Raw genomic sequence first — 22,447 nt, 5'->3', positions numbered from 1 at the left:
GTAACAGGTAATGTCAAATAAAGAACAACAACAAGAATATGCAAAGAAAATCAAACCTCTTCAGCCTAAACCCCCATACTTTATCAATTGCCTGAAGGCGTATTTGGTCGGCGGGCTGATTTGTGTCATTGGCGAGGCACTTATGAAATTTTACATGACCTATTTTAATTTTAATGAAGAAACTGCCGGTAATCCGACCGCGGCCACACTGATTTTAATTGCTGCCCTGTTGACGGGCATTGGGGTATATGACAAGATCGGACAGTTTGGAGGAGCGGGATCAGCCGTACCCGTCACCGGTTTTGCCAATGCCATAACTAGTGCTGCACTGGAGCATAAAAGTGAAGGCATTGTGCTTGGGATCGCAACCAACTTATTTAAATTGGCAGGTGCTGTTATCGTCTTCGGAGCTGTGTCTGCTTATATTTTCGGAATGATACGATATGCGTTCAAAACGCTAATGTAAAGGAGTGAGGAACATGAAGCTGCAAGGAAGACAGACGTGGAAATTTGGAGATAAGGTTTTCCTGAATTCCACAGGGACAGCAGTTGGCCCGATGGAAAGTGAAGGGCCGCTCGGTTCTTTATTTGATGTAAGATACAATGATTTGCACTGTAATGAAAAAAACTGGGAACTTGCGGAACGGCGTTTGATGGAAGACTCCATCGCAAGTTGCCTTAACAAGGCCAAACTGACGAATGACGACATTAACTTTTTTCTCGCCGGTGATCTTTTGAATCAGGTAGTTACGGCAAACTATGTGGCGCGCGGCAATGAGATTCCATTTCTGGGCGTTTTTGGCGCCTGCTCCACATCAATGGAATCCCTGGCCGTGGGTGCGGCATTGGTAGATGGCGGGTTTGCCCAAAGGGTTGTGGCGGCTGTCAGCTCTCATAATGCAACGGCTGAGCGGCAATTCCGTTATCCGACGGAATACGGCGGTCAGAAACCGGATACCGCCACATTTACGGTCACAGGGGCCGGGGCTGCACTGATCAGCAGTGAACCCTCATCGGTCAGAATCACATCTGCCACGATCGGAAAGGTTCATGATCTTGGCATAAAAGATCCATTTGATATGGGCTCGGCCATGGCTCCAGCGGCAGCAGACACAATTATGGCGCATTTGAAAGAGACCGGCATGGCCCCCGAAGAGTATGATCTGATTGTGACGGGTGACCTGTCAGGGGTGGGAGCCCCCATTGTAAAGATGCTCTTGAAGGAAAAAGGAATTGATGTCTCGGGTAATCACAGAGACTGCGGATTGATGGTATACCGACCGGACCAGGAAGTATTTGCAGGGGGAAGCGGCTGCGGATGCTCAGCGGTGGTCACGTATGGCCATTTGATAAAAGAACTGAATTCCGGCAGCCTGAAGCGGATTCTTGTAGTGGCAACCGGAGCCCTCTTAAACCCGACGATGATCCAGCAAAAAGAATCCATCCCTACCATTGCTCATGCGGTGGCTCTTGAAGGAACCAAGGGGGGAAGCAACTGATGGATTATTTATGGGCATTCCTTGTGGGTGGTGCTATTTGTGTGGTGGGCCAGCTGCTGATCGACATTTTTAAACTGACCCCTGCCCACGTAACAACCTCCTTTGTTGTTCTTGGTGCATTGCTTGATGCATTTGGCATTTATGATAATTTGATCAAGTTTGCCGGAGCCGGGGCAACTGTCCCCATTACAAGCTTCGGACATAACCTCCTTCATGGAGCGATGGCTTCAGCGGAGGATCATGGTTTTATCGGAATTGCCATGGGAATATTCGAGCTCACTTCAGCAGGGATTTCATCCGCGATTTTGTTCGGTTTTCTTGTGGCCTTGATATTTAAGCCGAAGGGGTGAATCTGGTGGGAAAAAAACGCGTCATTCTGATAACAGACGGGGATCTTTATGCACTGCGTGCGGTAGAGCATGTCGCCCGCGAAATTGGAGGACGCTGTATTTCCCACTCATGGGGCAATCCTTCAAGGTTAACCGGCCAACAGCTTGTATCCCTGATCTTAAAAACGCCATATGATCCCGTGCTCGTCATGTTTGATGACTGCGGATTCCGTGGGGAAGGACCGGGGGAACTGGCTATGCGCGCAGTATGCGGACATCCGGGAATTGAAGTTCTCGGGGCCATAGCAGTTGCTTCAAAAACACGTCATTCCGAATGGACAAAAGTCCACTTCTCCATTGACCGCTATGGAAACTTTACGGAATTTGGCATTGATAAGAGCGGGCTCCCTGATCTTGAAACAGGGAGGATTAACGGTGACACGGTTTACATTCTTGATGAATTAAACCTGCCGATCGTCATTGGGATCGGTGATATCGGAAAAATGGCTGGACATGATGCGGTGGAAAAGGGGGCACCCGTCACCAGCCTGGCGGTGGCGACCATCCTGGAAAGGAGCGGATTTAATGCAGGAATCAAAGGAAAGACAGAAGACACCAATCAGTAAAAAAATCCAGGAAAACGAACATGAGCTGAAATCGAGGCTCGGGATTGGTGTCAGTTTTGATGTAGGAGTCAGAAAGCTTCATGTCTTGAAAAAGGAAGTTCAGATCTACTATTGCACGGGGCTATGCGACAGTCTCTTTATCATTGAAATTATGCGGGAGATCATGGACATGGATCATGGGCACCGTGCGCCTTCCAATGTCAAAGAAATTTTGCACGATCACCTTTCCCATCAGCAGGTGGAGTTGACGGATAACCTGGAGATTGCCATAGACAGAATGCTTTCCGGACTGATTTCTGTATTTTTGGAAGGCGAAGACCAGGCATTCATCGTTGATGTAAGAAGCTATCCTGGCCGTCAGCCGGAAGAACCGGACACAGAGAAAGTGGTCCGTGGCTCAAGGGACGGATATACCGAGAACATCATCATTAATACAGCTCTCACCCGCCGGCGTATCCGCGACGAGCGGCTGCGTCATGAAATAATGCAAGTCGGAAAGCGTTCCAAAACGGATATTTGTATATCTTATATTGAGGATATAGCTGATCCAGGGCTTGTCGATCTTGTTAAACAAGAACTTCAGAGTATTGATATCGATGGTATCCCCATGGCCGATAAAACCATTGAAGAATTTCTTGTGAAACAAGGCTGGGATCCTTTTCCGCTTGTCCGGTATACCGAACGGCCGGATGTTGCGGCCCAGCATTTAATGGAAGGCCATGTTCTCGTAATCACCGATACGAGCCCAAGTGTTATCATTACACCGACAACCTATTTTCACCATGTACAGCATGCAGAGGAATTCCGTCAGACGCCGATGGTCGGGGCTTTTATCCGCTGGGTCCGGTTTACCGGCATCATTGCCTCGCTTCTCCTCCTGCCGCTCTGGTACCTTTATGCTACACAGGAAGGACTGCTGCCATCGAATATCGATTTTATCGGACCAAACAAAACGACGAATATCCCTTTGTTCCTGCAAATTGTCTTTGCGGAAATCGGGATTGAAATCCTGCGAGTAGCCGCGATACATACCCCCAGCCCGCTTTCGACGGCGATGGGCTTGATCGCAGCGGTGCTCATTGGCCAGATCGCCATCGATGTGGGACTGTTTGTTCCGGAAGTCATATTATATGTATCAGTCTCAGCGATCGGAGGGTTTTCTACCCCAAGCTATGAACTCAGTGTTGCCAACAAAATGCTCCGGCTCGTCCTTCTGGTGCTAACGGCCATCTTCCATGTGCCCGGGCTTGTCGTAGGCGCCACTCTGCTGCTTCTGTATCTTGCTTTTGTGAAAAATTTAAATACGCCCTATCTGTGGCCTTTTATCCCATTCAACGCCAAGGCGTTTGTGCAGATCATGATCCGGCTCGCTGTGCCTCTATCGAAAGTCCGGCCGAGCATCGTTCATCCGCAAAACAGCAAAAAGCAGCCAACTTCTTAAGAAGTGTTGCCGATTATCAAAATTTGTGATAAATTTGTTCATAACAATTGGATATGCCTCATTTATAAATAATGGGGTAGAGGCGCAAAGCGGATGAGTAGGATGATGGAGTGAATGGACATGATGAAATCATTTTAAAGGCCAATTTGCCGAAGTGTGGGAATGATCCATCCATTCTCATGCTGGGCCGCTGCCGAACAGACAGCGGACTGTCACTGCAATGCTTGCAGTGGAGAACTATTCCGGCAAATGGGGGTACGGTAGTAGACAGCCAGTGTACCTTATACATGGGCTGTCTTTGTTTTTTTCGTCGGAAAAGAATCTCTGCAGGATAGAAAAGGGGAGATTATGATGTACTTACATGGCACAAGCTCGATTAATGAAGACAATCATTTGACGATCGGCGGGCTGGACACGGTTCAGCTGGCACAAAAATACGGAACACCGCTTTATATTTACGATGTGGAATTGATCAGGCAACGCGCAAGATCGTTTAAAAAAGCGTTTGAGGAACAAGGCATAAAAGCCCAAGTGGCTTATGCGAGCAAAGCATTTTCCTGCCTTGCGCAGGTCCAGCTGGTGGCAGAGGAAGGCTTAAGCCTGGATGTTGTTTCCGGGGGAGAGCTTTATACAGCTCTTGCTGCTGGATTTCCTGCAGAACGCATCCATTTTCATGGCAACAATAAAAGCTATGATGAGCTACAATATGCCTTGAAGTCCGGAATCGGATGCTTTGTTGTGGATAATTTTCATGAGCTGCGCATGCTTAATGAGCTCTGTGACAAAATGAATACACAAACGTCCATTCTTCTTAGAATCACTCCTGGTATCGAGGCTCATACGCATGAATATATTCTAACGGGACAGGAAGATTCAAAGTTTGGTTTCGACCTTCAGAATGGCCAGGCGGAAAAAGCAGTGATTGAAGCACTGGATTCAGATGCGATTACCCTTCTTGGGGTTCATTTTCATATCGGTTCGCAAATTTTTGAAACAGCGGGTTTCATTCTGGCCATTCAGAAACTGTATGATTACCTTGCCAAATGGAACAATGAATTGTCCTTTTTTCCCAAAGTGTTAAATCTTGGTGGTGGATTTGGGATTCGTTATACAGAGGCAGATGAACCGCTCGAGCCCAAAGAATACATTGAAGCGATGATCGGTGAAGTGACACGACTATCTGCTTCAAATTCAGTTTCAGTACCTGAAATCTGGATTGAACCCGGCCGTTCGCTCGTTGGTGACGCAGGAACCACCATCTATTCGGTCGGCTCACAAAAGGATATTCCTTCGGTCAGGCATTATGTGGCAGTAGACGGAGGGATGAGCGATAATATCAGACCTGCACTATATCAGGCCCAATATGAAGCGGCACTTGCCAACCGGGCGCGAGAAAAAGGAACAAAAAAGGTGTCTATTGCAGGGAAATGCTGCGAATCCGGGGATATGCTCATATGGGATATTCTTCTGCCCGAAGCGCAAACCGGTGATTACCTTGCTGTATTCTGTACAGGGGCCTATGGCTATTCCATGTCCAACAACTACAATCGTATTCCAAGGCCTGCGGTTGTATTTGCGGAAAATGGAGAAGAACAGCTCGTCGTCAAAAGAGAAACCTATGAAGACCTGCTAAGGCTGGACCTGCCGTTAAAAAACGGCGTATTGGCCGGTAATTAATCAAGCTCACTGGACGCTCGGCCAAAAAAAGCATAAAATAAGGAAGTATGCTGAATTCAGGAGGTAATATACATGAAAAAAGGTTCAATTGAATTTGAAAACGGAGAAAAAATATCAATCGAGCTGTTTCCGGAAGAAGCACCCGGAACGGTAGCAAACTTTGAAAAGCTTGCAAACGAAGGGTTTTATAATGGGGTAACTTTCCACCGTGTTATTCCCGGCTTTGTAGCACAAGGCGGAGATCCTACGGGAACAGGGGCAGGCGGCCCTGGGTATACCATTAAATGTGAAACCGAAGGAAACCCTCACAAGCATGTCGCTGGTTCATTATCCATGGCGCACGCAGGAAAAGACACAGGCGGAAGCCAGTTCTTCATTGTACATGAGCCGCAGCCTCATTTGAACGGTGTTCATACCGTTTTCGGACAAGTGACAGAAGGCATGGATACCGTGCTTCGCATCAAGCAAGGCGATGTCATGAAAGAAGTCAAAGTCTGGGAAGAATAATAGCAGAAAAAGCCTCCATTTTAGGAGGCTTTTTTATTTGTTTCCATTTTCTTATTCCGCTGTTTTGTTTTTTCGTTTTTTTTGTGCTTCCCGCTCACGAATGATTTCGCTGCGGTCCCGGGTCCGGTGTTTGTGGATAATCTGGTCATTATCCATATCGCTCACAGCTCCCCATAAGGAACCATGTTTCATTATGGATTGGCAGCACACATCAAGAAGACCCTCGTCTGTAACAGGAAGATTCATGTCGGTGTAGGGGCTGCGGGTGGAGATATCACTGAGCCGTTTTTTTAACTGATCAAGCAACAGGGAATGATCAAGACCCAGTTCTGTAAGGTTATCTTTTTGGCCGTTAAGGTGTTTAATAGCACTTTCCATCATTCTGCGCGCCCCTTCATAGTTGCTCCTTCGTTGATGATAAAGGGAGACAGCAATCTGAATCAGGCCCACCCAGACGTCATTTTGCATGCCTTCTTTTTTCCAGTGTTCTTCGAGGACTTCATGGCACTCGAAATAATCCCTTGTTCCATGAAAGTATGCCAGAAAGTCAATATAAGCTTCAGGGTACATTGAAGGTCCTCCTTCGGACAGGTTCTTCTTTATTCTACTAAAAAAAGAGAAAGCAAAAAAGGAACTCCCTTTAAAATATGGTATAATTCCGATACAAGATACATTGTAGAAACAGAGGTTGCGAGAATGAAATACAGCGTGAAGATAGATGCTTTTGAAGGTCCTCTGGATCTGCTTCTGCATCTTATTGGTACGTATGAAATTGACATTTATGATATCCCGGTCGCGGTCATAACGGAACAATATATGAATTATATACATACCATGCAGGAATTAAAACTGGATGTAGCCAGCGAATATTTGGTAATGGCTGCTACACTGCTTGCCATCAAAAGCAAAATGCTTCTTCCCAAACAGGAAGTTCTCGATTCCGATGATCAGCTTGATCTGGATGAGGATGACGACCCGCGGGAGGATTTGGTACGAAGACTGGTGGAATACAGGAAATTTAAACAGGCAGCGCATGATTTGAAAGAAAAGGAAACGGCGAGAAGCATGATTTTCACCAGAGAGCCAATGGATCTCACTTCCTATGAAAATGAGGAGGAAGCCCTGAATCCTGTTGCCAATGTAACGATTTATGATATGCTGGCGGCCATGCAGAAAATCTTTGCGAAAAAAATGGAGAGGGTTCCAAGAAAGACGACCATTGAGCGTCAGGAAATTCCGATTGAAACGCGGATGCAGCAAATCATTCAGGACATCAGAACCTCGGGCAGAAAGAAATTTTCAGAGCTGTTTACCACTTCGAGCAGGGAGCACCTTGTTGTTACGTTTCTCGCTGTCCTGGAGCTTATGAAAACGAAAGAAGTAGAATGCGAGCAAGAAGATAACTTTAGCGAAATCTTTATTTATGCACCAAAGGAGAATGAAGTTTGAAGCAATCAGCAGAACAGAAAGCAGTCATTGAAGGACTGATCTTTGTATCCGGAGAGGAGGGCATTGACAAAAAGCAGATGGCAGATGTTCTGCAGGTTAGCTTGACAGAAGTTGAAGCACTGCTAGAAGAACTGCTCAATGACTATCGGTCGGGCTCAAGAGGAATGGAAATTATAGAAATCGCCGGTTCCTATCAATTTGTGACAAAGCGTGAGCATGCATCTTATTACGAGCGGCTGGTCGCAGCTCCGTCACACACCAGTTTATCCCAGGCCGCCCTTGAATCACTGGCCATCATCGCCTATAAACAGCCCATCACCCGGGCAGAGATTGAAGAAGTAAGAGGGGTAAAAACTGAAAAACCGCTGCAGACTCTCTCATCGAAGGGATTGATCGCCGAGATGGGCAGGGCTGAGGGAACAGGGCGTGCCATTTTGTACGGAACGACCAAGAGTTTTCTTGAACATTTCGGCTTGAAGTCCCTCGAAGAACTTCCCCCACTTCCTGAGCAGGTCAATGACGGGTCCATTGAAGAGGAAGCAGACTTGTTTTTTTCAAAGTTTCAGGAAACCATGGATGAATGAAAAGGAGCTGAGGATTTGTTGGAAATTCGATCATTTGCCGGATATGAGCTGCAAAAAGCAAAGTCTAATTCCCCTGAGGACCTTTTTAACCGTTCGGAAGTCAAGTATACCCATCAGGGGAAGGACCGTTCCTTTGAGTTGCTGTATGTGAGATTTCTAGAAGAACAATTGCCGGATCTCACAGAGCAGCTCACGATGGAAAATGGAGAGCAGCTCGCTGTGAAGGACATTGCTGCTCTTGCCTGCCTGATGCAGGCGGATGGCTATCTTGAACGCCGGAAAGTATATGTCAATAATCAGGATCAATTCTCTATTCTGTTTCAGAATCTTGACTGGAACAAAGTGAAAAAGATCTGGGTCCAGTTGGAACAGCATAAGTCAAATCCTAAAGAATGCCTCCTTTAAACAGGGGGCTTTTTTCTATTTACAAGCGTAAAAGGAAAGGAAAAAGGGAAAACTCATATAACTACTTATTCGGAGGTTCGTTCATGCCTAAAATTCTATCCGTCCAAACAACAAACCTGCCCCACAAACTGGAACAGGAACAAACACTTGAATTTGCAAGAGGCTTATTTCGCCGCTCGTTTAAGGACATTGAACGGCTTTTGAAAGTCTTTCATAATGGAGAAATCAAAACGCGCTATTTCGCCAAGCCGATCGAATGGTTTGCCGAACCCCACTCTCTGCAGGAGAAAAATGACTCATATATCGAGAGTGCGACCCGGTTTGGCGGCCGGGCCATTCGAAAGTGCTTGCAGGAATCTCCGTTTTTAAACCGTCCGATTGATTATCATGAAATTGATGCTATCTTCTTTATTTCCAGTTCAGGCATAGCCACACCGAGCATCGAGGCCAGGATTATGAATAAATTGCCGTTTTCCCCGCATACCAAGAGAATCCCGATCTGGGGTCTTGGCTGTGCAGGCGGGGCTTCCGGGTTTTCAAGAGCTTATGAGTATTGCAAAGCGTTTCCGGACGCCAACGTGCTTGTGCTGAGTGTGGAACTTTGCAGTCTGACGTTTCAGCATGATGATCAAAGTAAAAGCAACCTGGTGGGCACGTCACTATTTTCGGATGGAGTAGGCTGCGCCTTGCTTTGCGGGGATGAATCTGAGGCGAGGAGCGCCTCATCTCTAGACGCTGTGCCGGAAGTGAGAGATACCATGTCAACCCTCATGCCAAACTCTGAAGAGGTGATGGGATGGGATGTAAAAGACAACGGATTGTATGTCGTGTTTTCCCGTGACATTCCTAACATCATTCGTGGCTGGCTGAAGCCCAATGTGGATCAATTTCTTGAACGCAATGCCCTTACCGGCCGTGATATTCGTCATTTTATTGCTCACCCCGGCGGAAAGAAAGTGCTGGATGCCTATGTGGATGCTTTGGACATGCCTCTTGAGAAATCGGATGTCTCCAAGGCTGTCCTTCAGGAATTTGGGAACATGTCATCCGCTACGGTCTTTTATGTGATGGAACGTTTTATGGCAAGAATGCCTGAAAGAGGGGATACCGGTCTAATGGCTGCGCTGGGACCGGGATTTTCATCTGAATTGCTTTATATACAATGGAGATAAAAAAGGGGGCGGATCCATGCTGTTCTGGATTTTTTTTGCAGTGCTGGTGATTCAACGGCTTGCAGAACTTTTGATTGCCAGAAAAAATGAAAAATACCTGCTTTCCAAAGGAGCTTTTGAAGCAGGACGGGAACACTACAAATGGATGGTCGGCATACATACGTGTTTTTTTATTTCGTTTTTAGTGGAAGTACTTTTGTTTAATAAACAACCGGCATTTTGGTGGTGGATCCCTTTTTCACTATTTCTTCTTGCCCAATGCGCTCGTGTTTGGTGCATCTCCTCTTTAGGCCATTTCTGGAATACGAAGATCATTATATTGCCCGGTGCTCATGTGGTGGCCAAAGGACCATACAAATATATAAGACATCCAAACTATGTCATCGTTACCCTTGAAATTATTACGATTCCTTTAGTGTTTCAAGCCTATTTCACAATGGTGCTCTTTCTCATTTTAAATGCGGTTATTCTGTCTGTCCGAATACCGGAAGAAGAAAAGGCATTGCAGAAGGCAACCAATTATAACGCCCATTTTGAGGGGAAGCATCGGTTCCTGCCAGGCGATGATCGCTGACTGGAAAGAATTTACCAATCATAACCGTCCGTTTTTTGCATAAACTTGTACAAAACAACTAAGGACGGGATACCATGCGCTATTCAACGAAAAAATGGACAATGCTTATTATAGTGGCTGCACTTCTGATGACCTGCATGCTTCCTCAAGTAAAAGCTGCAGGGCCTGGTGTATCAGCTAGGGCCGCTATTTTAATGGAACAGGAATCAGGAAGGATTCTTTATGCCCGCAATGAACACCGTCCCATGCGCATTGCAAGCATTACCAAGATCATGACAGCGATCCTTGCCATTGAATCGGGCAAGCTATCTGACCGTGTCACCATCAGTGATAGGGCGACACGGACGGAAGGTTCTTCTCTCTATTTAAAACCGGGGGAGCATATTTCCCTGAATGATCTCGTATATGGATTGATTCTCCGTTCAGGCAATGATTCAGCTGTGGCCATCGCCGAATATGTGGGCGGCAGTATGGATGGGTTCGTTTATATGATGAATCAAAAAGCCCGTGAAATCGGAATGAAGAACACCCTGTTCAGAAATCCGCATGGTCTTGATGACCACGATGACCATTATTCCTCCGCCTATGATATGGCGCTGCTTACCCGGTATGCGATGGAAAATGAAAAGTTCAGGGAGATTTCCTCCTCTGTTATGTACCGGTCGCCACAAGAAGGCGAGAAATGGGAACGGGTCTGGAGGAATAAAAATAAAATGCTGAAGCTGTACCCCTATTCCACTGGCGGAAAAACGGGCTATACAAAGCTTGCTAAACGCACCCTTGTATCCACCGCCAAAAAGGACGACATGGGGCTGATCGCCGTTACGTTGAATGATCCCAATGACTGGGAAGATCACTCTGCCATGTTTAACTGGGGGTACCGGACGTTCAAGCTGACCAGCCTCGTTAAAAAAGGGGTTGTAGACGGGATTAAGCTTAAAGCGTATGAAAATAAAATTGAAGCGGCAAGGGACCTCAATTACCCCTTGATGAAGGGGGAGAAAAGGGAGATCCAAAAATCGGTGAATCTGTATCAGCCGCCAAAAGGAGGAAAATGGAAAAAGGGAGCAGTGCCTAAACCAATTGGCAAAATGAAGGTGATGCTTGGAGACCAAATCATTGGTAATCTTCCTTTGTTTTATGAAGGGAAAGGCCTGGTGAAGGAAGACAGGAGTATCTGGAATGTGTTTAAACAGATGGTTGCCTCATTGTTCGCGATAAACGGAGGTACTCGTCATGGTTAATTACATCTGGGTGGGGATGATGGTGACCGGGTTTATTGTCGCGATTTTCAGCGGCAATGTGGATAAGGTGAATGCAGCCGTTTTTAAAAGCGCACAGGAAGCCGTCACCATCAGTCTGGGCATGATCAGTATCCTTGTTTTCTGGCTGGGATTGATGAAAATTGCGGAAAAGGGCGGGCTGCTGGAGTTTTTGGCTCTTTTGTTCCGCCCGCTCGTTAAACGGCTTTTTCCAGATGTGCCAGAAGGCCATCCGGCGCTTGGCTATATATTATCCAATATGGTCGCAAACCTCTTTGGCCTTGGGAATGCTGCTACTCCTATGGGCATTAAGGCTATGGAACAGCTGAAATTATTAAACGGGGGGAAAAACGAAGCGAGCCGCTCCATGATTACCCTGCTGGCGATTAACACTTCGAGCATTACGCTCATTCCTACGACTATTATTGCCATCCGGATGAACTACGGCTCGCAAAACCCTACGGACATAGTAGGGACAACACTGATGGCTACGGCTGTCTCCACCGTGTTCGCACTTTCTATTGACCGCTTTTTCTATTACAGGTCCGTCCGGAAGGGGAAAAAATAGAGTATGAGTTTCATAAATTCATTTTCGATATGGTTTATTCCTTTTTTGATCGGATTCATTCTGCTATACGGCACCTGCAAGAAGGTGCCAACCTATGAAGCCTTCGTGGAAGGTGGAAAAGAAGGTTTTTCTCTTGCTGTCTCTATGATTCCATATTTGGTCGGCATGCTCGTTTCGATATCCGTTTTCCGGGCTTCAGGAGCGCTTGATCTCCTTCTCGATTTTGGAAAGCCGCTGTTTGATTGGATGCATGTACCTGGGGAAGTTGTTCCGCTCGGGCTGATGCGAACCATTTCCGGAAGCGGGGCGCTTGGCATGACATCTGATTTGATCGCTTCCCATGGCCCTGACTCCTTTGTTGGCCGGCTTGCTTCAACGATTCAAGGGAGCACCGATACAACCTTTTACGTGTTGACCGTCTATTTTGGGGCGGTGGGCATCCGGAAAATGGGCTATGCTCTGAAGGTTGGTTTGCTGGCTGATCTTGTCGGTTTTATCGCTTCAATTGTGGTTGTCAGTCTCGTATTTTCATAGAACACACTGGATGGAACCAAACATCCGGTGTGTTTTTGTTTATAAACCGGCTTTTCTGTTGCGACCTTGTGAAATGGAAGGCGAGAGAGTATGATGTTAAATGAGGTGAAATCATGGAACGTTTACAAAAGGTAATTGCCCAAAGCGGCATTACATCAAGAAGAAAAGCAGAAGAGTTAATCACGGAAGGAAAAGTTAAAGTCAACGGAACCGTTGTCCGGGAGCTTGGGACAAAAGTTACAGGAAAAGACCGGATTGAAGTTAATGGCGTGCAAATCGAAAGGGAACAATCGGTTTACTTTTTAATGTACAAGCCATCTGGAGTGATTACGGCAGTTTCGGATGATAAAGGAAGAAAGGTGGTTTCCGATTATTTTCAAGATATCGTCGAGGAGCGGATCTTTCCTGTCGGACGGCTGGATTATGATACATCTGGTGTCCTGATTATGACCAATGACGGTACATTTGCCAATGAGTTGATGCACCCGAAATATAAAGTGGATAAAACCTATATTGCAAAGATAAAAGGAATTCCGGAACGGGAAGTTCTGAAAAAGCTTGAAAGAGGGATCATGCTGGATGACGGAAAAACGGCTCCGGCAAGGGTTAAATTCCTTTCGGGAGACAAGAAAAAGCAGACGGCTATTATTGAGCTCACTATCCATGAGGGAAGAAACCGTCAAGTACGGCGAATGTTTGAAGCCATTGGGCATCCGGTCCTGAAGCTGAAAAGGGAACGGTATGCTTTTTTGGACGTGAAAGGCCTAAATCCAGGGGAATTTAGAGAGCTGACGCCTCATGAAGTGAAGCAACTGCGAAACCAAGCTGTCACACAACCGTCAAAAAAGAGGGGCCATAACTAAAATACAAGGCGTTATAGTTAAGATGGAAACCTAGAAGCAGAAGATGGGAGCGTCGCACGTGAAGAAAAAGCAAAGACTGGTGTTTCGTTCGATTCTCCTTGTCATCGTTGCCGTTGCGGTTGGCTACACCCTATATAATAATGTATTTAACGATAAAAGCGGCAGTGTTCAAAAAGGAGATCAAGCACCCGATTTTGAGTTGACGGATCTACAGGGAAACAAGGTACAGCTTTCAGATTACAAAGGAAAGGGTGTATTCCTGAATTTTTGGGGAACCTGGTGCAAGCCTTGTCAGAGGGAAATGCCGTATATGCAAAAGGAATACAGAAATTATAAGAAGCAGGGAGTAGAGATTCTCGCCGTTAATGTGGGGGAATCCCGCGTTTCTGTTAAGAATTTTGCTGACCGCTTTCATTTGTCTTTTCCTATTCCACTTGATGGATCCAGGGAAGTCACCAAAGCGTATGGCATTGGGCCAATCCCAACCACGTTCCTGGTGGACAAAAACGGAAAAGTCATCGAAATAACGAGTGAGTCGTTATCGAATGAGACCATTAAATCGTATATGGAAAAAATCAAGCCGTAACGGGGTGTGCAAAATTGAAAACAATCAAATGTGAATGCGGCCATAGCAATCCGTTCGGAACCGAAATCTGTGAATCGTGCGGAAAGCCGTTAACCAATGAAAATTCGCGCGAATTGATCAACATGAGGTATGAGGGAAGCGCCGTGCGTTCTCAAACCTACAATAAAACGATGGTTGATAAAATTTGGAATTTCTTTTCATCCGTTAAAGTGGGAATTTGGATCATTATTGTGATTTTAATTGCTGCAGCGATTGGGACCATCTTTCCGCAAGAAATGTACATACCACCTAATGTGGACCCGACAACTTATTACAAAGAGGAATACGGAACACCGGGCCAGATTTTCTATTTGCTGGGTTTTCATAATCTTTATGGTTCCTGGTGGTTTCTTTTGCTGCTTGCAGCGCTTGGGATCTCGCTCATTATTGTGAGCATTGACCGTGGGTTTCCTCTCTACAGAGCCCTTAAATACCAGCGGGTGACCAGGCATGAGAGCTTTATGAAAAGACAGAGGCTTTTTGCCGTGTCCGACAGCGGAATTTCCATGGACCGTGTGAAACGTGTGCTGGCGAAGAAACATTATAAAATCAAGGAAGACAACGGCAATATCCTTGCTGAGAAAAATCGTTTTTCACGATGGGGGCCCTATGTTAACCATGCCGGTCTGATCATATTTCTGATTGGGGCGATGCTTCGTTTCTTCCCGGGTATGTATACCGATCAGACACTGTGGATTCGGGAAGGTGAGACAGTGGCTGTACCCGGAACAAAGACGGAAGATGGACAATACTATCTGAAGAACCACAAATTTATTATGGAACTTTATGACAAGAAGGATAAAGATTATTCAGCTGCCCTGGACAAAACAGGGAATCCTGTGCCTAAAAACTATCAAAGCAATGTCACCCTTTACCATGCGGGTCCTTCTGATGTTGTCGGGGCAAAACCAGAGCTTAAGAAAGAAAGAGACGCTAAAATTAAAGTCAATGAACCGTTATCCTTTAATGATTATTCTCTCTATCAAGTAGATTTTAAGTTAAATGAGTTTCATAGGATGAATCTGAAGCTGGAAAATAAAAAATCAGGAAAAAGCTATGGCGAGATTAAAGTAAACCTGTTTAATCCAAAATCTACCTACGTTCTTGGAAACGGCTACAAAGTGGAGATGGTTGAGTATTTTCCGAACTTCAAACTCGACGAAAATGACCAGCCAACGACGGAAAACAGTGTTCCCGATAATCCTGCTTTTGTTTTCAAGATGTTTACCCCGGAGACGCCGAAAGGGGAAACGGCGTTTATTGGCATACGGAAAAATGTGGAGGCTGGCGACAACAAATACAAAATGTCGTTTTCAGGAATTGAAACTAAGAATGTTTCAGCTTTGACCGTCAAAAAGGATAAGACCCTTCCAATCATCATCATCGGGGGCATTATTTTCATGCTCGGTGTGGTCCAGGGTCTGTACTGGAACCACCGGAGAATTTGGATTCAACAGAGAAACGGTCAATTATGGATTGCTGCCCATACCAACAAAAACTGGTTTGGCTTGAAAAGAGAGATGCAGAACATTTCAGAAGATTCCGGGCTGGTCATGCCGATTGACCAAAGTGACGAAAAAAGTGCTTAAGCCCTGTACAGGAGGTTATTATGGCTGAACTCAGCAGTACTTTGCTTTATATCGCCTTTATTATTTATCTCATTGCAACGCTTGTCTTTGCCATGTCTCTTTCTGATAAAAAAGGAAAAGAGAACAAAGCGGCTTATACGAGAAGATGGGGAAGAGTGGGCTACGCTCTTTCTATCCTCGGTTTTATCTCGCAGCTCGGATATTTTGTGACCCGATGGATAGCCAGCGGACATGCACCGGTCAGCAACCTGTTTGAATTCACAACCTTTTTTGGGATGATGATGGTGTTTGCTTTTATCCTGCTGTATGGGATATACAAAACCAACGCGCTAGGTGTTTTTGCCATGCCGATCGCGCTTCTTGTTATTGCGTATGCCAGCATGTTTCCAAAGGATATCGCCCCGCTGATTCCTGCACTTCAAAGTGACTGGCTGAAAATCCATGTTACAACAGCTGCGCTGGGAGAAGGAATTCTATCCATTTCCTTTGTCGCTGGATTGATTTTTCTAATCCGGGTCGTTGACCAGACTCGCTCTACCAAAAAGACGAAAATGCTCGAAATCATTATGTATTTTCTCTTATGTGTATTCGGCTTTATTCTTGTAAGCGCCATTTCTGCAGCAGCAGGTTATGAAACATCGTTCAACTTCACCGACAAGAAGGATCAGAAGGTGGAATTAACCTACAATGTGCCTGCGCTTGTCGGACCGCCGAACGGTACTCAGGCAGATGACCACTTTGGACCGCTCGTTGCCTCACCTTCGTGGATGAATGGAGAGCAGGCTCCAAGGAAATTCAATACCTTTATCTGGTCGCTGCTTACAGGCGGTGTGCTGTACGGCATTGTCCGGCTCATTTTAAGAAAACGAATTTCAGCCGCGATTCAGCCGAAGCTCATGAACCTGAAACCGGATCTGTTGGATGAAATCAGCTACCGGTCAGTGGCCATCGGCTTTCCCGTATTTACGCTCGGGGCGCTGATCTTTGCCATGATATGGGCACAGGAGGCCTGGACCAGGTTCTGGGGATGGGATCCAAAAGAAGTTTGGGCCTTGATCACCTTCCTGTTTTACGCCGCCTATCTTCATTTCCGCCTTTCACGAGGCTGGCATGGCGAAAAATCAGCCTGGCTGTGCGTCATTGGATTTGTCATCATCATGTTCAATCTGATTGCTGTTAATCTTGTAATATCCGGCCTTCATTCCTATGCGTAACACGAAAAAAGCGGCCCTTCATCTCAATTTTTCCTTTTGAGATGAAGGGTTTTGTTATATACAAGCTGTTCATGTATGATAGAGGTGCAGATTCAATGAAATGGAGGAACACCAGTGGAAAAAGAAGCGAAGATTTTAATCGTGGATGATGAAGAACGAATCCGCAAGCTTTTAAAAATGTACCTGGAACGCGAAAATTATGAAGTGGATGAAGCGGAAAACGGAGAGGAAGCTTTGGATTTTGCTTTGACACTGAACTATGATTTGATATTGCTTGATCTCATGATGCCGGGTATGGACGGTATGGAAGTCTGTGAAAAATTAAGACAGCGAAAAGCGACACCAGTTATTATGCTGACAGCAAAAGGGGAAGAAGTTAACCGGATCCAGGGCTTCGAGTCCGGAGCGGATGATTATATCGTAAAACCGTTCAGCCCCCGTGAAGTGATTCTGCGGGTTAAAGCGCTGCTTCGGCGGTCCTCTTCCACAAAATTCTTACAAACGGAGTCGGTTGCCAAAAATATTATTGTGTTTCCGCATCTGACCATTGACCATGACGCTCACCGTGTGATTGCCGGGGGCAAGGAGGTCAACCTGACACCAAAAGAATACGAGCTCCTTTATTATCTGGCCAAAACACCGGATAAAGTGTATGCTCGGGAACAGCTCTTAAAAGATGTATGGAACTATGAGTTCTTTGGGGATTTGAGAACAGTGGATACACATGTTAAACGGCTCCGTGAAAAATTAAATAAAGTGTCTCCGGAAGCTGCATCCATGATTGCGACGGTGTGGGGAGTCGGCTACAAATTTGAGGTTGCAGAACAAGCATGATCTGGCGTAGTGTCGTCGGAAAACTGTGGGTCACCATTTTACTTCTGGTTTCGGTTGTTTTGTTCATACTGACGGTGATGCTGACGCAGTTTGTTGGCCGTTATTACGATAATCAAGCGGAAGAACAGCTCACCAAGCTCACGCATAAAATGGTGGAACTTCTTGAGGACTATAACAGCAAAGAAGAGGCGCTGCGCATTTCATCGGAGCTCGTGGATGCCTATTCCTTGAACGCCATGATCATCATGAATAAAAAGGAGCATTACTCACCGACATCACGAAAGCAGGAAGAAGCGGACCTTCCGGTGAGTGTCTTTTTTAAAAATAAATCCCTCGCCTCTGTTTACCAAAACGGTAAAAAAGTGGTCAAGAAGGGCGATTTTCCAGTCATGTCAAAAGGGAAGGAAATACATAACAGGCTTCTGATCGTCGGTCTTCCCTTTAAGATGGAAAACGGAAAAACCGGTGCCGTTTATGTGTATCAGTCACTGGAAAACATAGCTGAAAGCACCAATTATACCAAAAGACTGATCTTTTTATCGGCTGGCATCGCCATCATCCTGACAACAATCTTTGCTTTCTTTCTATCCAGCCGTGTGACTGCGCCGCTGCGCAAGATGAGGGAAGCGGCCTCTCATATGGCTCGTGGTGAATTCGATATGAAGGTGCCGATGCTGACCCATGACGAAATCGGTGAACTTGCCATGGCGTTTAACAGGATGGGGAGGCAGCTGAAAAATTTCATTACTGCGTTGAATCAGGAAAAGGAACAGCTGTCTGGAATTCTCAGCTCGATGGCCGATGGCGTTATTACGTTTGACCGCAGGATGAGCATCCTTGTTTCGAACCCTCCTGCACAGCGTTTTTTGCAGGCTTGGTATTATGAACAGGGAATGGACAAGGACAAAAAAGAAGCCCTGCCATCGGAGCTTACCGAGTTGTTTCAAAATGTTGTCACTTCCGAAAAAGAACAATACATCGAAATTGATATTCAGGGGCGAAGCTGGGTGGTCGTTATGACTCCGCTTTACAACCAATACTTTGTAAGGGGAGCGGTGGCTGTACTTCGTGATATGACAGAAGAGCGGCAGATGGAGAAACTGAACAAAGATTTCATTGCCAATGTCTCGCATGAACTCAGAACACCGATTTCTATGCTTCAGGGATACAGTGAGGCCATCGTGGACGATGTGGCTGGTTCCAGGGAGGAGGAAAAAGAAATTGTGAAGATCATTCATGATGAATCGCTCAGAATGGGGCGGCTGGTCAATGAGCTACTCGATTTGGCAAGGCTTGAAGCCGGACAGATGAAGCTGCGTCCGGCGACGGTTTCGGTTAACGAGTTCTTTGAGCGGGTCGTCCGGAAATTTTATGGCATTGCCAGAGAGCGTGACATTGAGCTCACCCTTAACCTGAAGGCACATGGCACCGCCCGGTTTGACCCTGACCGAATTGAACAGGTGCTGACCAATTTGATCGATAATGCCCTTCGCCATACCGCCTCGAACGGCAAGGTCGCCATTTTGGTGGAACGGTTCAAACAGGGGCTGAAGATTGAAGTGACAGACAATGGATCAGGGATTGCAGAAGAAGACCTTCCGTTTGTGTTTGAGCGGTTTTATAAAGCCGATAAAGCACGAACACGCGGAAAAAAAGGCGGTACCGGCCTTGGACTGGCCATTGCAAAAAATATTGTGGTGACCCACAATGGGAGCATTTCGGTTCACAGCAAGCTCAACGAAGGTACCACTTTTTCCATCTTCTTGCCGCTATCTGTTGAAGAATAGGTAATTCGCCCGATTTTTCTTGTTCCATAAGAAACAAACCCAAAAACAAACGGTTCCCTCCGTTTGTTTTTTTATTATCTCGTACGGTAAAGGTTCTTAAAAAACGTCTTCCGCATAACATGAAAGGGTGATTCTTGTTTCAGGAGGAAAAGATGAAAGACTACGGAAGACGTTTTTTGGTAGTACTGGCGATCACCCTTTGTATTGGCATGCTATTTCTTGGAGGGAAGGGCGGAGAGGCGAAATCGAGGGGAAATTTCGAAAAACACTTGAAGCAACCCGTTTTTCATGGTACAAAAGTGGATAAGGATTTGCCCAAGAAATAGGTTGTACAATAAGAGGAGGAAACGGTTTTGCCGACAGACTATCACAATCATTTGGAAAAAGGAACGCTCACACTGGACTACTTAAAGAAATTTGTGGATGAAGCACGCTCTAAAAACATTCCTAATTTCGGGATTTCTGAACATGCCTATCATTTCTATCAAACGAAGGATATTGTCAGCAAGCCCTGGATGGAAGAACGCAGATACTATGATATGGAAGACTATGTGAAATTGTTTCATGAAGCATGGAACAACGATTTGGATGTGAAGATGTCGATCGAAATGGACTATACCCCCGGTAGCCATAAAGAGATGGAGCAGTTTATCTCAAACTATGATTTTGATTATGTCATTGGTTCTGTCCACTGGGTAGGTGATTTCGGAATCGACCTGGCGGAATACCGCAAAGAATGGGACCGCAGGGACCTGTATGAGGTGTACAGACAATATTACGATCAGGTGGTCACGCTCGCGGAGTCCAATCTTTTTGACATCATTGGCCATATAGATCTTGTTAAGATTTTCAAGTACATACCCAAGGATGAAGAATTTTTGCTTGAGCAGTACGACCGGGCCACTGAAGCACTGAAAAATTCAAAGACCTGTGTGGAGATTTCGACTGCCGGCTTAAGAAAACCCGTTCAAAGGCTGTACCCAGAACCCGTTCTTCTCAAGATGTGCAAAGATAAAGGAATACCGATCGTCTTTTCTTCTGACGCACACGAGCCCGGTCATGTAGGAGCAGATTATGATCAAGCGTTTCAACTGGCAAAGGAAACAGGATACACCTCGGTTATGACGTTTAACAAGGGACAAAGAAAAGAAATATCCTTTTAACTTAAAACACAGCAAAAAGCACGGAGTTTCGATCTCCGTGCTTTTTGCGTTACAGATTAATTTTGGTGGCTGACACAACGTCTGGCAGTTCCTTGATTTTCAGCAGAATGTCTTGAGCCAGCTCCTTGTCAAAGCTCAGCATCATGATGGCCTCTCCGCCTGCCATTTTTCGTCCCACCTGCATTGACGCAATGTTAATCTCAAGGTCGCCGATCAGCTTACCGACCCTTCCGATGACGCCCGGGCGATCGATATGTTCAATATAAACAAGATAGCCTTCGGGGACAAAATCGGTAGAATATCCGTTAATATTGACGACTCTCGGTCCATACCCGCTGATAAAGGTGGCCTGAAGGCTGAAGCTGTCATGTTCTCCGATTACTCGGGCTTTCATCCAATTTTCATAGCCCTGAGCATCCGTGCTGTAGGTTTCGCCAAAGGTAAATCCTTGTTCTTTAGCAATCAGTGCGGCATTAATATCGTTTACGATCCGGTCAACTCTTGGCTGTAAAAACCCTGACAGTAGCCCTCTGGTTACAAGTCCGGTGTCATAGTCGGTGATGGAACCAGCAAAGGTAATTTTAATTTCCTTAATTGGGGAGGAAAAAGATTGTGACAGCAATTGGCCAGACATCTTGGCAAGCTCATAGAATGGGTAAATTTTTTGAAATTCCTCATTGGAAACCGCAGGGAGATTCACGGCATTTTTCACCGGTTTTCCCTTGAAAAAGGAGGATATCTCATGAGCAACCTGTGATGCGACATTTAACTGGGCTTCGGTCGTAGATGCAGCAATATGGGGTGTGGCAATCACATTGTTCAGTTGAACCAGCCTGTTTTCCACCGCTGGTTCGGTTTCAAAAACATCAAGAGCGCAGCCAGCCACATGTCCACGGGTCAAGAAAGTATAAAGAGCTTCTTCATCGAGAATCCCCCCTCTGGCACAGTTGATGAGGTAAACCCCTTGTTTTGTTTTTGAAAGATTGTCAGCGTTGATCAATTTTTTGGTGTCGTTTGTGAGCGGTGTATGTACACTGATAATATCGCTGGTACTCAGCAGCTCATCAAGCGGTAAAGAAGTTACCTGAAGTGTTTTTGCTCTGTCATTGGTCAGAAAAGGATCATAAACCTGCACCTTTGCGCCGAATACTCTTGCCCGTTTGGCTAATTCCGTGCCAATCCTACCCATACCGACAATGCCAAGCGATTTTCCGGACAGTTCGGTTCCTTTGAAACTCGAACGGTTCCATTTTTTTTCTTTAACCGATTGGTTGGCCTGAGGAATTTTTCGAAGGAGGGCCATGATCATCGCAAACGTATGCTCCGCTGTGGAAATAGTATTGCCGTCGGGAGCATTGATGACCAGTATTCCTCTCTGTGTGGCTGCGTCGATATCGATATTGTCTACCCCCACACCAGCGCGGGCAATGATTTTCAAGTTTGAAAAACGCGACAGCATCTCTTTGGTTACCATGGTGGCACTCCGCACAACCAGAGCATCAATATGTTCCGGTTGGGAAATATCGTTAACGTGCCCGTAGATGACAGAAACACCAGGCATGCTCTCCAGTTCTGCCATTCCTTCCTTTGCAATCGAATCGGTTGCCAGCACCGTATACATAAAATCACTCCGCTCCTGATATTTTTCAGAATATTTATATAACACTGATAATTTATCACAGGATTTTTTTGCTTACAAACAAAATCTGAGAAATTGTTCGTTTGAGGACATTGACAAGCCGGAT

The 22,447-nt window shown here is 45.8% G+C and carries 25 protein-coding genes and 1 riboswitch; of the genes, 23 read left to right on the top strand and 2 right to left on the bottom strand.

Annotated features, from left to right (window positions below; all coding sequences use genetic code 11):
• Positions 1-10: 10 nt before the first annotated feature.
• From spoVAC to AS030_RS09105, 7 genes are all read left to right on the top strand, one after another.
• Positions 11-466, top strand: coding sequence for a stage V sporulation protein AC (spoVAC, locus tag AS030_RS09135; protein ID WP_061970798.1), 456 nt, complete (start codon positions 11-13; stop codon positions 464-466).
• A 13-nt stretch (positions 467-479) separates the two neighbouring features.
• Positions 480-1,499: a stage V sporulation protein AD gene (gene spoVAD, locus AS030_RS09130; protein WP_061970796.1), complete on the top strand. Its 1,020-nt coding sequence runs from the start codon at positions 480-482 to the stop codon at positions 1,497-1,499.
• Positions 1,499-1,849 carry a stage V sporulation protein AE gene (gene spoVAE / locus AS030_RS09125; RefSeq protein WP_061970794.1) on the top strand — a complete coding sequence of 117 codons (351 nt, stop codon included), beginning with the start codon at positions 1,499-1,501 and terminating at the stop codon, positions 1,847-1,849. Before spoVAD ends, spoVAE begins: the two co-directional genes overlap by 1 nt.
• 5 nt (positions 1,850-1,854) lie before the next feature.
• On the top strand, positions 1,855-2,454 hold the full coding sequence (gene spoVAEA / locus AS030_RS09120; protein WP_074440493.1) for a stage V sporulation protein SpoVABEA: 600 nt from the start codon (positions 1,855-1,857) through the stop codon (positions 2,452-2,454).
• Positions 2,414-3,895 carry a spore germination protein gene (locus AS030_RS09115; protein WP_061970792.1) on the top strand — a complete coding sequence of 494 codons (1,482 nt, stop codon included), beginning with the start codon at positions 2,414-2,416 and terminating at the stop codon, positions 3,893-3,895. Before spoVAEA ends, AS030_RS09115 begins: the two co-directional genes overlap by 41 nt.
• Before the next feature lie 69 nt (positions 3,896-3,964).
• Positions 3,965-4,143, top strand: a riboswitch (Lysine riboswitch).
• A 103-nt stretch (positions 4,144-4,246) separates the two neighbouring features.
• Positions 4,247-5,572, top strand: coding sequence for a diaminopimelate decarboxylase (lysA, locus tag AS030_RS09110; protein WP_061970790.1), 1,326 nt, complete (start codon positions 4,247-4,249; stop codon positions 5,570-5,572).
• Between the two features lie 72 nt (positions 5,573-5,644).
• Positions 5,645-6,079 carry a peptidylprolyl isomerase gene (locus tag AS030_RS09105; protein WP_061970789.1) on the top strand — a complete coding sequence of 145 codons (435 nt, stop codon included), beginning with the start codon at positions 5,645-5,647 and terminating at the stop codon, positions 6,077-6,079.
• Between the two features lie 51 nt (positions 6,080-6,130).
• Here AS030_RS09105 and AS030_RS09100 read toward each other — a convergent pair whose 3' ends face one another.
• The gene (locus tag AS030_RS09100) at positions 6,131-6,649 is read right to left on the bottom strand and encodes a DUF309 domain-containing protein (protein WP_061970787.1); all 519 of its coding nucleotides are present in this window, start codon (positions 6,647-6,649) and stop codon (positions 6,131-6,133) included.
• 126 nt (positions 6,650-6,775) lie between these two features.
• Here AS030_RS09100 and AS030_RS09095 point away from each other — a divergent pair, with 126 nt between their 5' ends.
• The 16 genes from AS030_RS09095 (at position 6,776) to AS030_RS09025 (ending at position 20,702) form a co-directional block, all read left to right on the top strand.
• Complete coding sequence (locus AS030_RS09095; RefSeq protein ID WP_061970785.1) at positions 6,776-7,528, top strand: segregation/condensation protein A; 753 nt, start codon at positions 6,776-6,778, stop codon at positions 7,526-7,528.
• Entirely contained in the window at positions 7,525-8,112 is a 588-nt protein-coding gene (scpB, locus tag AS030_RS09090; RefSeq protein WP_061970783.1) for an SMC-Scp complex subunit ScpB, read from the top strand. Before AS030_RS09095 ends, scpB begins: the two co-directional genes overlap by 4 nt.
• 15 nt (positions 8,113-8,127) lie before the next feature.
• The gene (locus tag AS030_RS09085; RefSeq protein ID WP_061970781.1) at positions 8,128-8,517 is read left to right on the top strand and encodes a hypothetical protein; all 390 of its coding nucleotides are present in this window, start codon (positions 8,128-8,130) and stop codon (positions 8,515-8,517) included.
• Positions 8,518-8,600: 83 nt separating this feature from the next.
• Complete coding sequence (locus tag AS030_RS09080; protein WP_061970779.1) at positions 8,601-9,689, top strand: type III polyketide synthase; 1,089 nt, start codon at positions 8,601-8,603, stop codon at positions 9,687-9,689.
• Between the two features lie 16 nt (positions 9,690-9,705).
• Entirely contained in the window at positions 9,706-10,263 is a 558-nt protein-coding gene (locus tag AS030_RS09075) for an isoprenylcysteine carboxyl methyltransferase family protein (protein WP_061970777.1), read from the top strand.
• 74 nt (positions 10,264-10,337) lie between these two features.
• Positions 10,338-11,507, top strand: coding sequence for a D-alanyl-D-alanine carboxypeptidase family protein (locus AS030_RS09070; protein ID WP_061970775.1), 1,170 nt, complete (start codon positions 10,338-10,340; stop codon positions 11,505-11,507).
• Positions 11,500-12,093 (top strand): nucleoside recognition domain-containing protein, encoded by a 594-nt coding sequence (locus tag AS030_RS09065; protein WP_061970773.1) that lies wholly within the window; start codon positions 11,500-11,502, stop codon positions 12,091-12,093. Before AS030_RS09070 ends, AS030_RS09065 begins: the two co-directional genes overlap by 8 nt.
• A 3-nt stretch (positions 12,094-12,096) precedes the next feature.
• The gene (locus tag AS030_RS09060; RefSeq protein WP_061970771.1) at positions 12,097-12,627 is read left to right on the top strand and encodes a spore maturation protein; all 531 of its coding nucleotides are present in this window, start codon (positions 12,097-12,099) and stop codon (positions 12,625-12,627) included.
• A 113-nt stretch (positions 12,628-12,740) separates the two neighbouring features.
• Positions 12,741-13,490: a pseudouridine synthase gene (locus AS030_RS09055; RefSeq protein WP_061970769.1), complete on the top strand. Its 750-nt coding sequence runs from the start codon at positions 12,741-12,743 to the stop codon at positions 13,488-13,490.
• A gap of 58 nt (positions 13,491-13,548) precedes the next feature.
• Complete coding sequence (gene resA / locus AS030_RS09050; RefSeq protein WP_061970767.1) at positions 13,549-14,076, top strand: thiol-disulfide oxidoreductase ResA; 528 nt, start codon at positions 13,549-13,551, stop codon at positions 14,074-14,076.
• A 14-nt stretch (positions 14,077-14,090) separates the two neighbouring features.
• Positions 14,091-15,704 carry a cytochrome c biogenesis protein ResB gene (resB, locus tag AS030_RS09045; protein WP_061970765.1) on the top strand — a complete coding sequence of 538 codons (1,614 nt, stop codon included), beginning with the start codon at positions 14,091-14,093 and terminating at the stop codon, positions 15,702-15,704.
• 20 nt (positions 15,705-15,724) lie between these two features.
• The gene (gene ccsB, locus AS030_RS09040; RefSeq protein ID WP_061970763.1) at positions 15,725-16,918 is read left to right on the top strand and encodes a c-type cytochrome biogenesis protein CcsB; all 1,194 of its coding nucleotides are present in this window, start codon (positions 15,725-15,727) and stop codon (positions 16,916-16,918) included.
• 114 nt (positions 16,919-17,032) lie between these two features.
• A complete protein-coding gene (locus AS030_RS09035) occupies positions 17,033-17,752 on the top strand; it encodes a response regulator transcription factor (RefSeq protein WP_061970761.1) in 720 nt (239 codons plus the stop codon).
• Complete coding sequence (locus tag AS030_RS09030; protein ID WP_061970758.1) at positions 17,749-19,539, top strand: ATP-binding protein; 1,791 nt, start codon at positions 17,749-17,751, stop codon at positions 19,537-19,539. Before AS030_RS09035 ends, AS030_RS09030 begins: the two co-directional genes overlap by 4 nt.
• Positions 19,540-19,691: 152 nt before the next feature.
• Positions 19,692-19,865, top strand: coding sequence for a hypothetical protein (locus AS030_RS23545; RefSeq protein ID WP_156412563.1), 174 nt, complete (start codon positions 19,692-19,694; stop codon positions 19,863-19,865).
• Positions 19,866-19,892: 27 nt separating this feature from the next.
• Positions 19,893-20,702: a histidinol-phosphatase gene (locus AS030_RS09025; protein ID WP_061970756.1), complete on the top strand. Its 810-nt coding sequence runs from the start codon at positions 19,893-19,895 to the stop codon at positions 20,700-20,702.
• A gap of 49 nt (positions 20,703-20,751) precedes the next feature.
• On the opposite strand, the gene serA is transcribed toward AS030_RS09025, so the two are convergent.
• Positions 20,752-22,323: a phosphoglycerate dehydrogenase gene (gene serA, locus AS030_RS09020; RefSeq protein ID WP_061970754.1), complete on the bottom strand. Its 1,572-nt coding sequence runs from the start codon at positions 22,321-22,323 to the stop codon at positions 20,752-20,754.
• Positions 22,324-22,447: the final 124 nt, after the last annotated feature.

Source organism: Fictibacillus enclensis (genome assembly GCF_001457035.1).
GTDB lineage: Bacteria > Bacillota > Bacilli > Bacillales > Fictibacillaceae > Fictibacillus_C > Fictibacillus_C enclensis.
Note: the sequence above shows the minus strand (reverse complement) of the source record. Positions and strands in the feature narration are given on the sequence as shown.

Coding starts and splice junctions, on each gene's coding strand:
- spoVAC (WP_061970798.1), top strand. CDS start 11: ATGTCAAATAAAGAACAACAACAAGAATATGCAAAGAAAATCAAACCT.
- spoVAD (WP_061970796.1), top strand. CDS start 480: ATGAAGCTGCAAGGAAGACAGACGTGGAAATTTGGAGATAAGGTTTTC.
- spoVAE (WP_061970794.1), top strand. CDS start 1,499: ATGGATTATTTATGGGCATTCCTTGTGGGTGGTGCTATTTGTGTGGTG.
- AS030_RS09115 (WP_061970792.1), top strand. CDS start 2,414: ATGCAGGAATCAAAGGAAAGACAGAAGACACCAATCAGTAAAAAAATC.
- lysA (WP_061970790.1), top strand. CDS start 4,247: ATGTACTTACATGGCACAAGCTCGATTAATGAAGACAATCATTTGACG.
- AS030_RS09105 (WP_061970789.1), top strand. CDS start 5,645: ATGAAAAAAGGTTCAATTGAATTTGAAAACGGAGAAAAAATATCAATC.
- AS030_RS09100 (WP_061970787.1), bottom strand. CDS start 6,649: ATGTACCCTGAAGCTTATATTGACTTTCTGGCATACTTTCATGGAACA.
- AS030_RS09095 (WP_061970785.1), top strand. CDS start 6,776: ATGAAATACAGCGTGAAGATAGATGCTTTTGAAGGTCCTCTGGATCTG.
- AS030_RS09080 (WP_061970779.1), top strand. CDS start 8,601: ATGCCTAAAATTCTATCCGTCCAAACAACAAACCTGCCCCACAAACTG.
- AS030_RS09075 (WP_061970777.1), top strand. CDS start 9,706: ATGCTGTTCTGGATTTTTTTTGCAGTGCTGGTGATTCAACGGCTTGCA.
- AS030_RS09070 (WP_061970775.1), top strand. CDS start 10,338: ATGCGCTATTCAACGAAAAAATGGACAATGCTTATTATAGTGGCTGCA.
- AS030_RS09065 (WP_061970773.1), top strand. CDS start 11,500: ATGGTTAATTACATCTGGGTGGGGATGATGGTGACCGGGTTTATTGTC.
- AS030_RS09060 (WP_061970771.1), top strand. CDS start 12,097: ATGAGTTTCATAAATTCATTTTCGATATGGTTTATTCCTTTTTTGATC.
- AS030_RS09055 (WP_061970769.1), top strand. CDS start 12,741: ATGGAACGTTTACAAAAGGTAATTGCCCAAAGCGGCATTACATCAAGA.
- ccsB (WP_061970763.1), top strand. CDS start 15,725: ATGGCTGAACTCAGCAGTACTTTGCTTTATATCGCCTTTATTATTTAT.
- AS030_RS09030 (WP_061970758.1), top strand. CDS start 17,749: ATGATCTGGCGTAGTGTCGTCGGAAAACTGTGGGTCACCATTTTACTT.
- AS030_RS23545 (WP_156412563.1), top strand. CDS start 19,692: ATGAAAGACTACGGAAGACGTTTTTTGGTAGTACTGGCGATCACCCTT.
- serA (WP_061970754.1), bottom strand. CDS start 22,323: ATGTATACGGTGCTGGCAACCGATTCGATTGCAAAGGAAGGAATGGCA.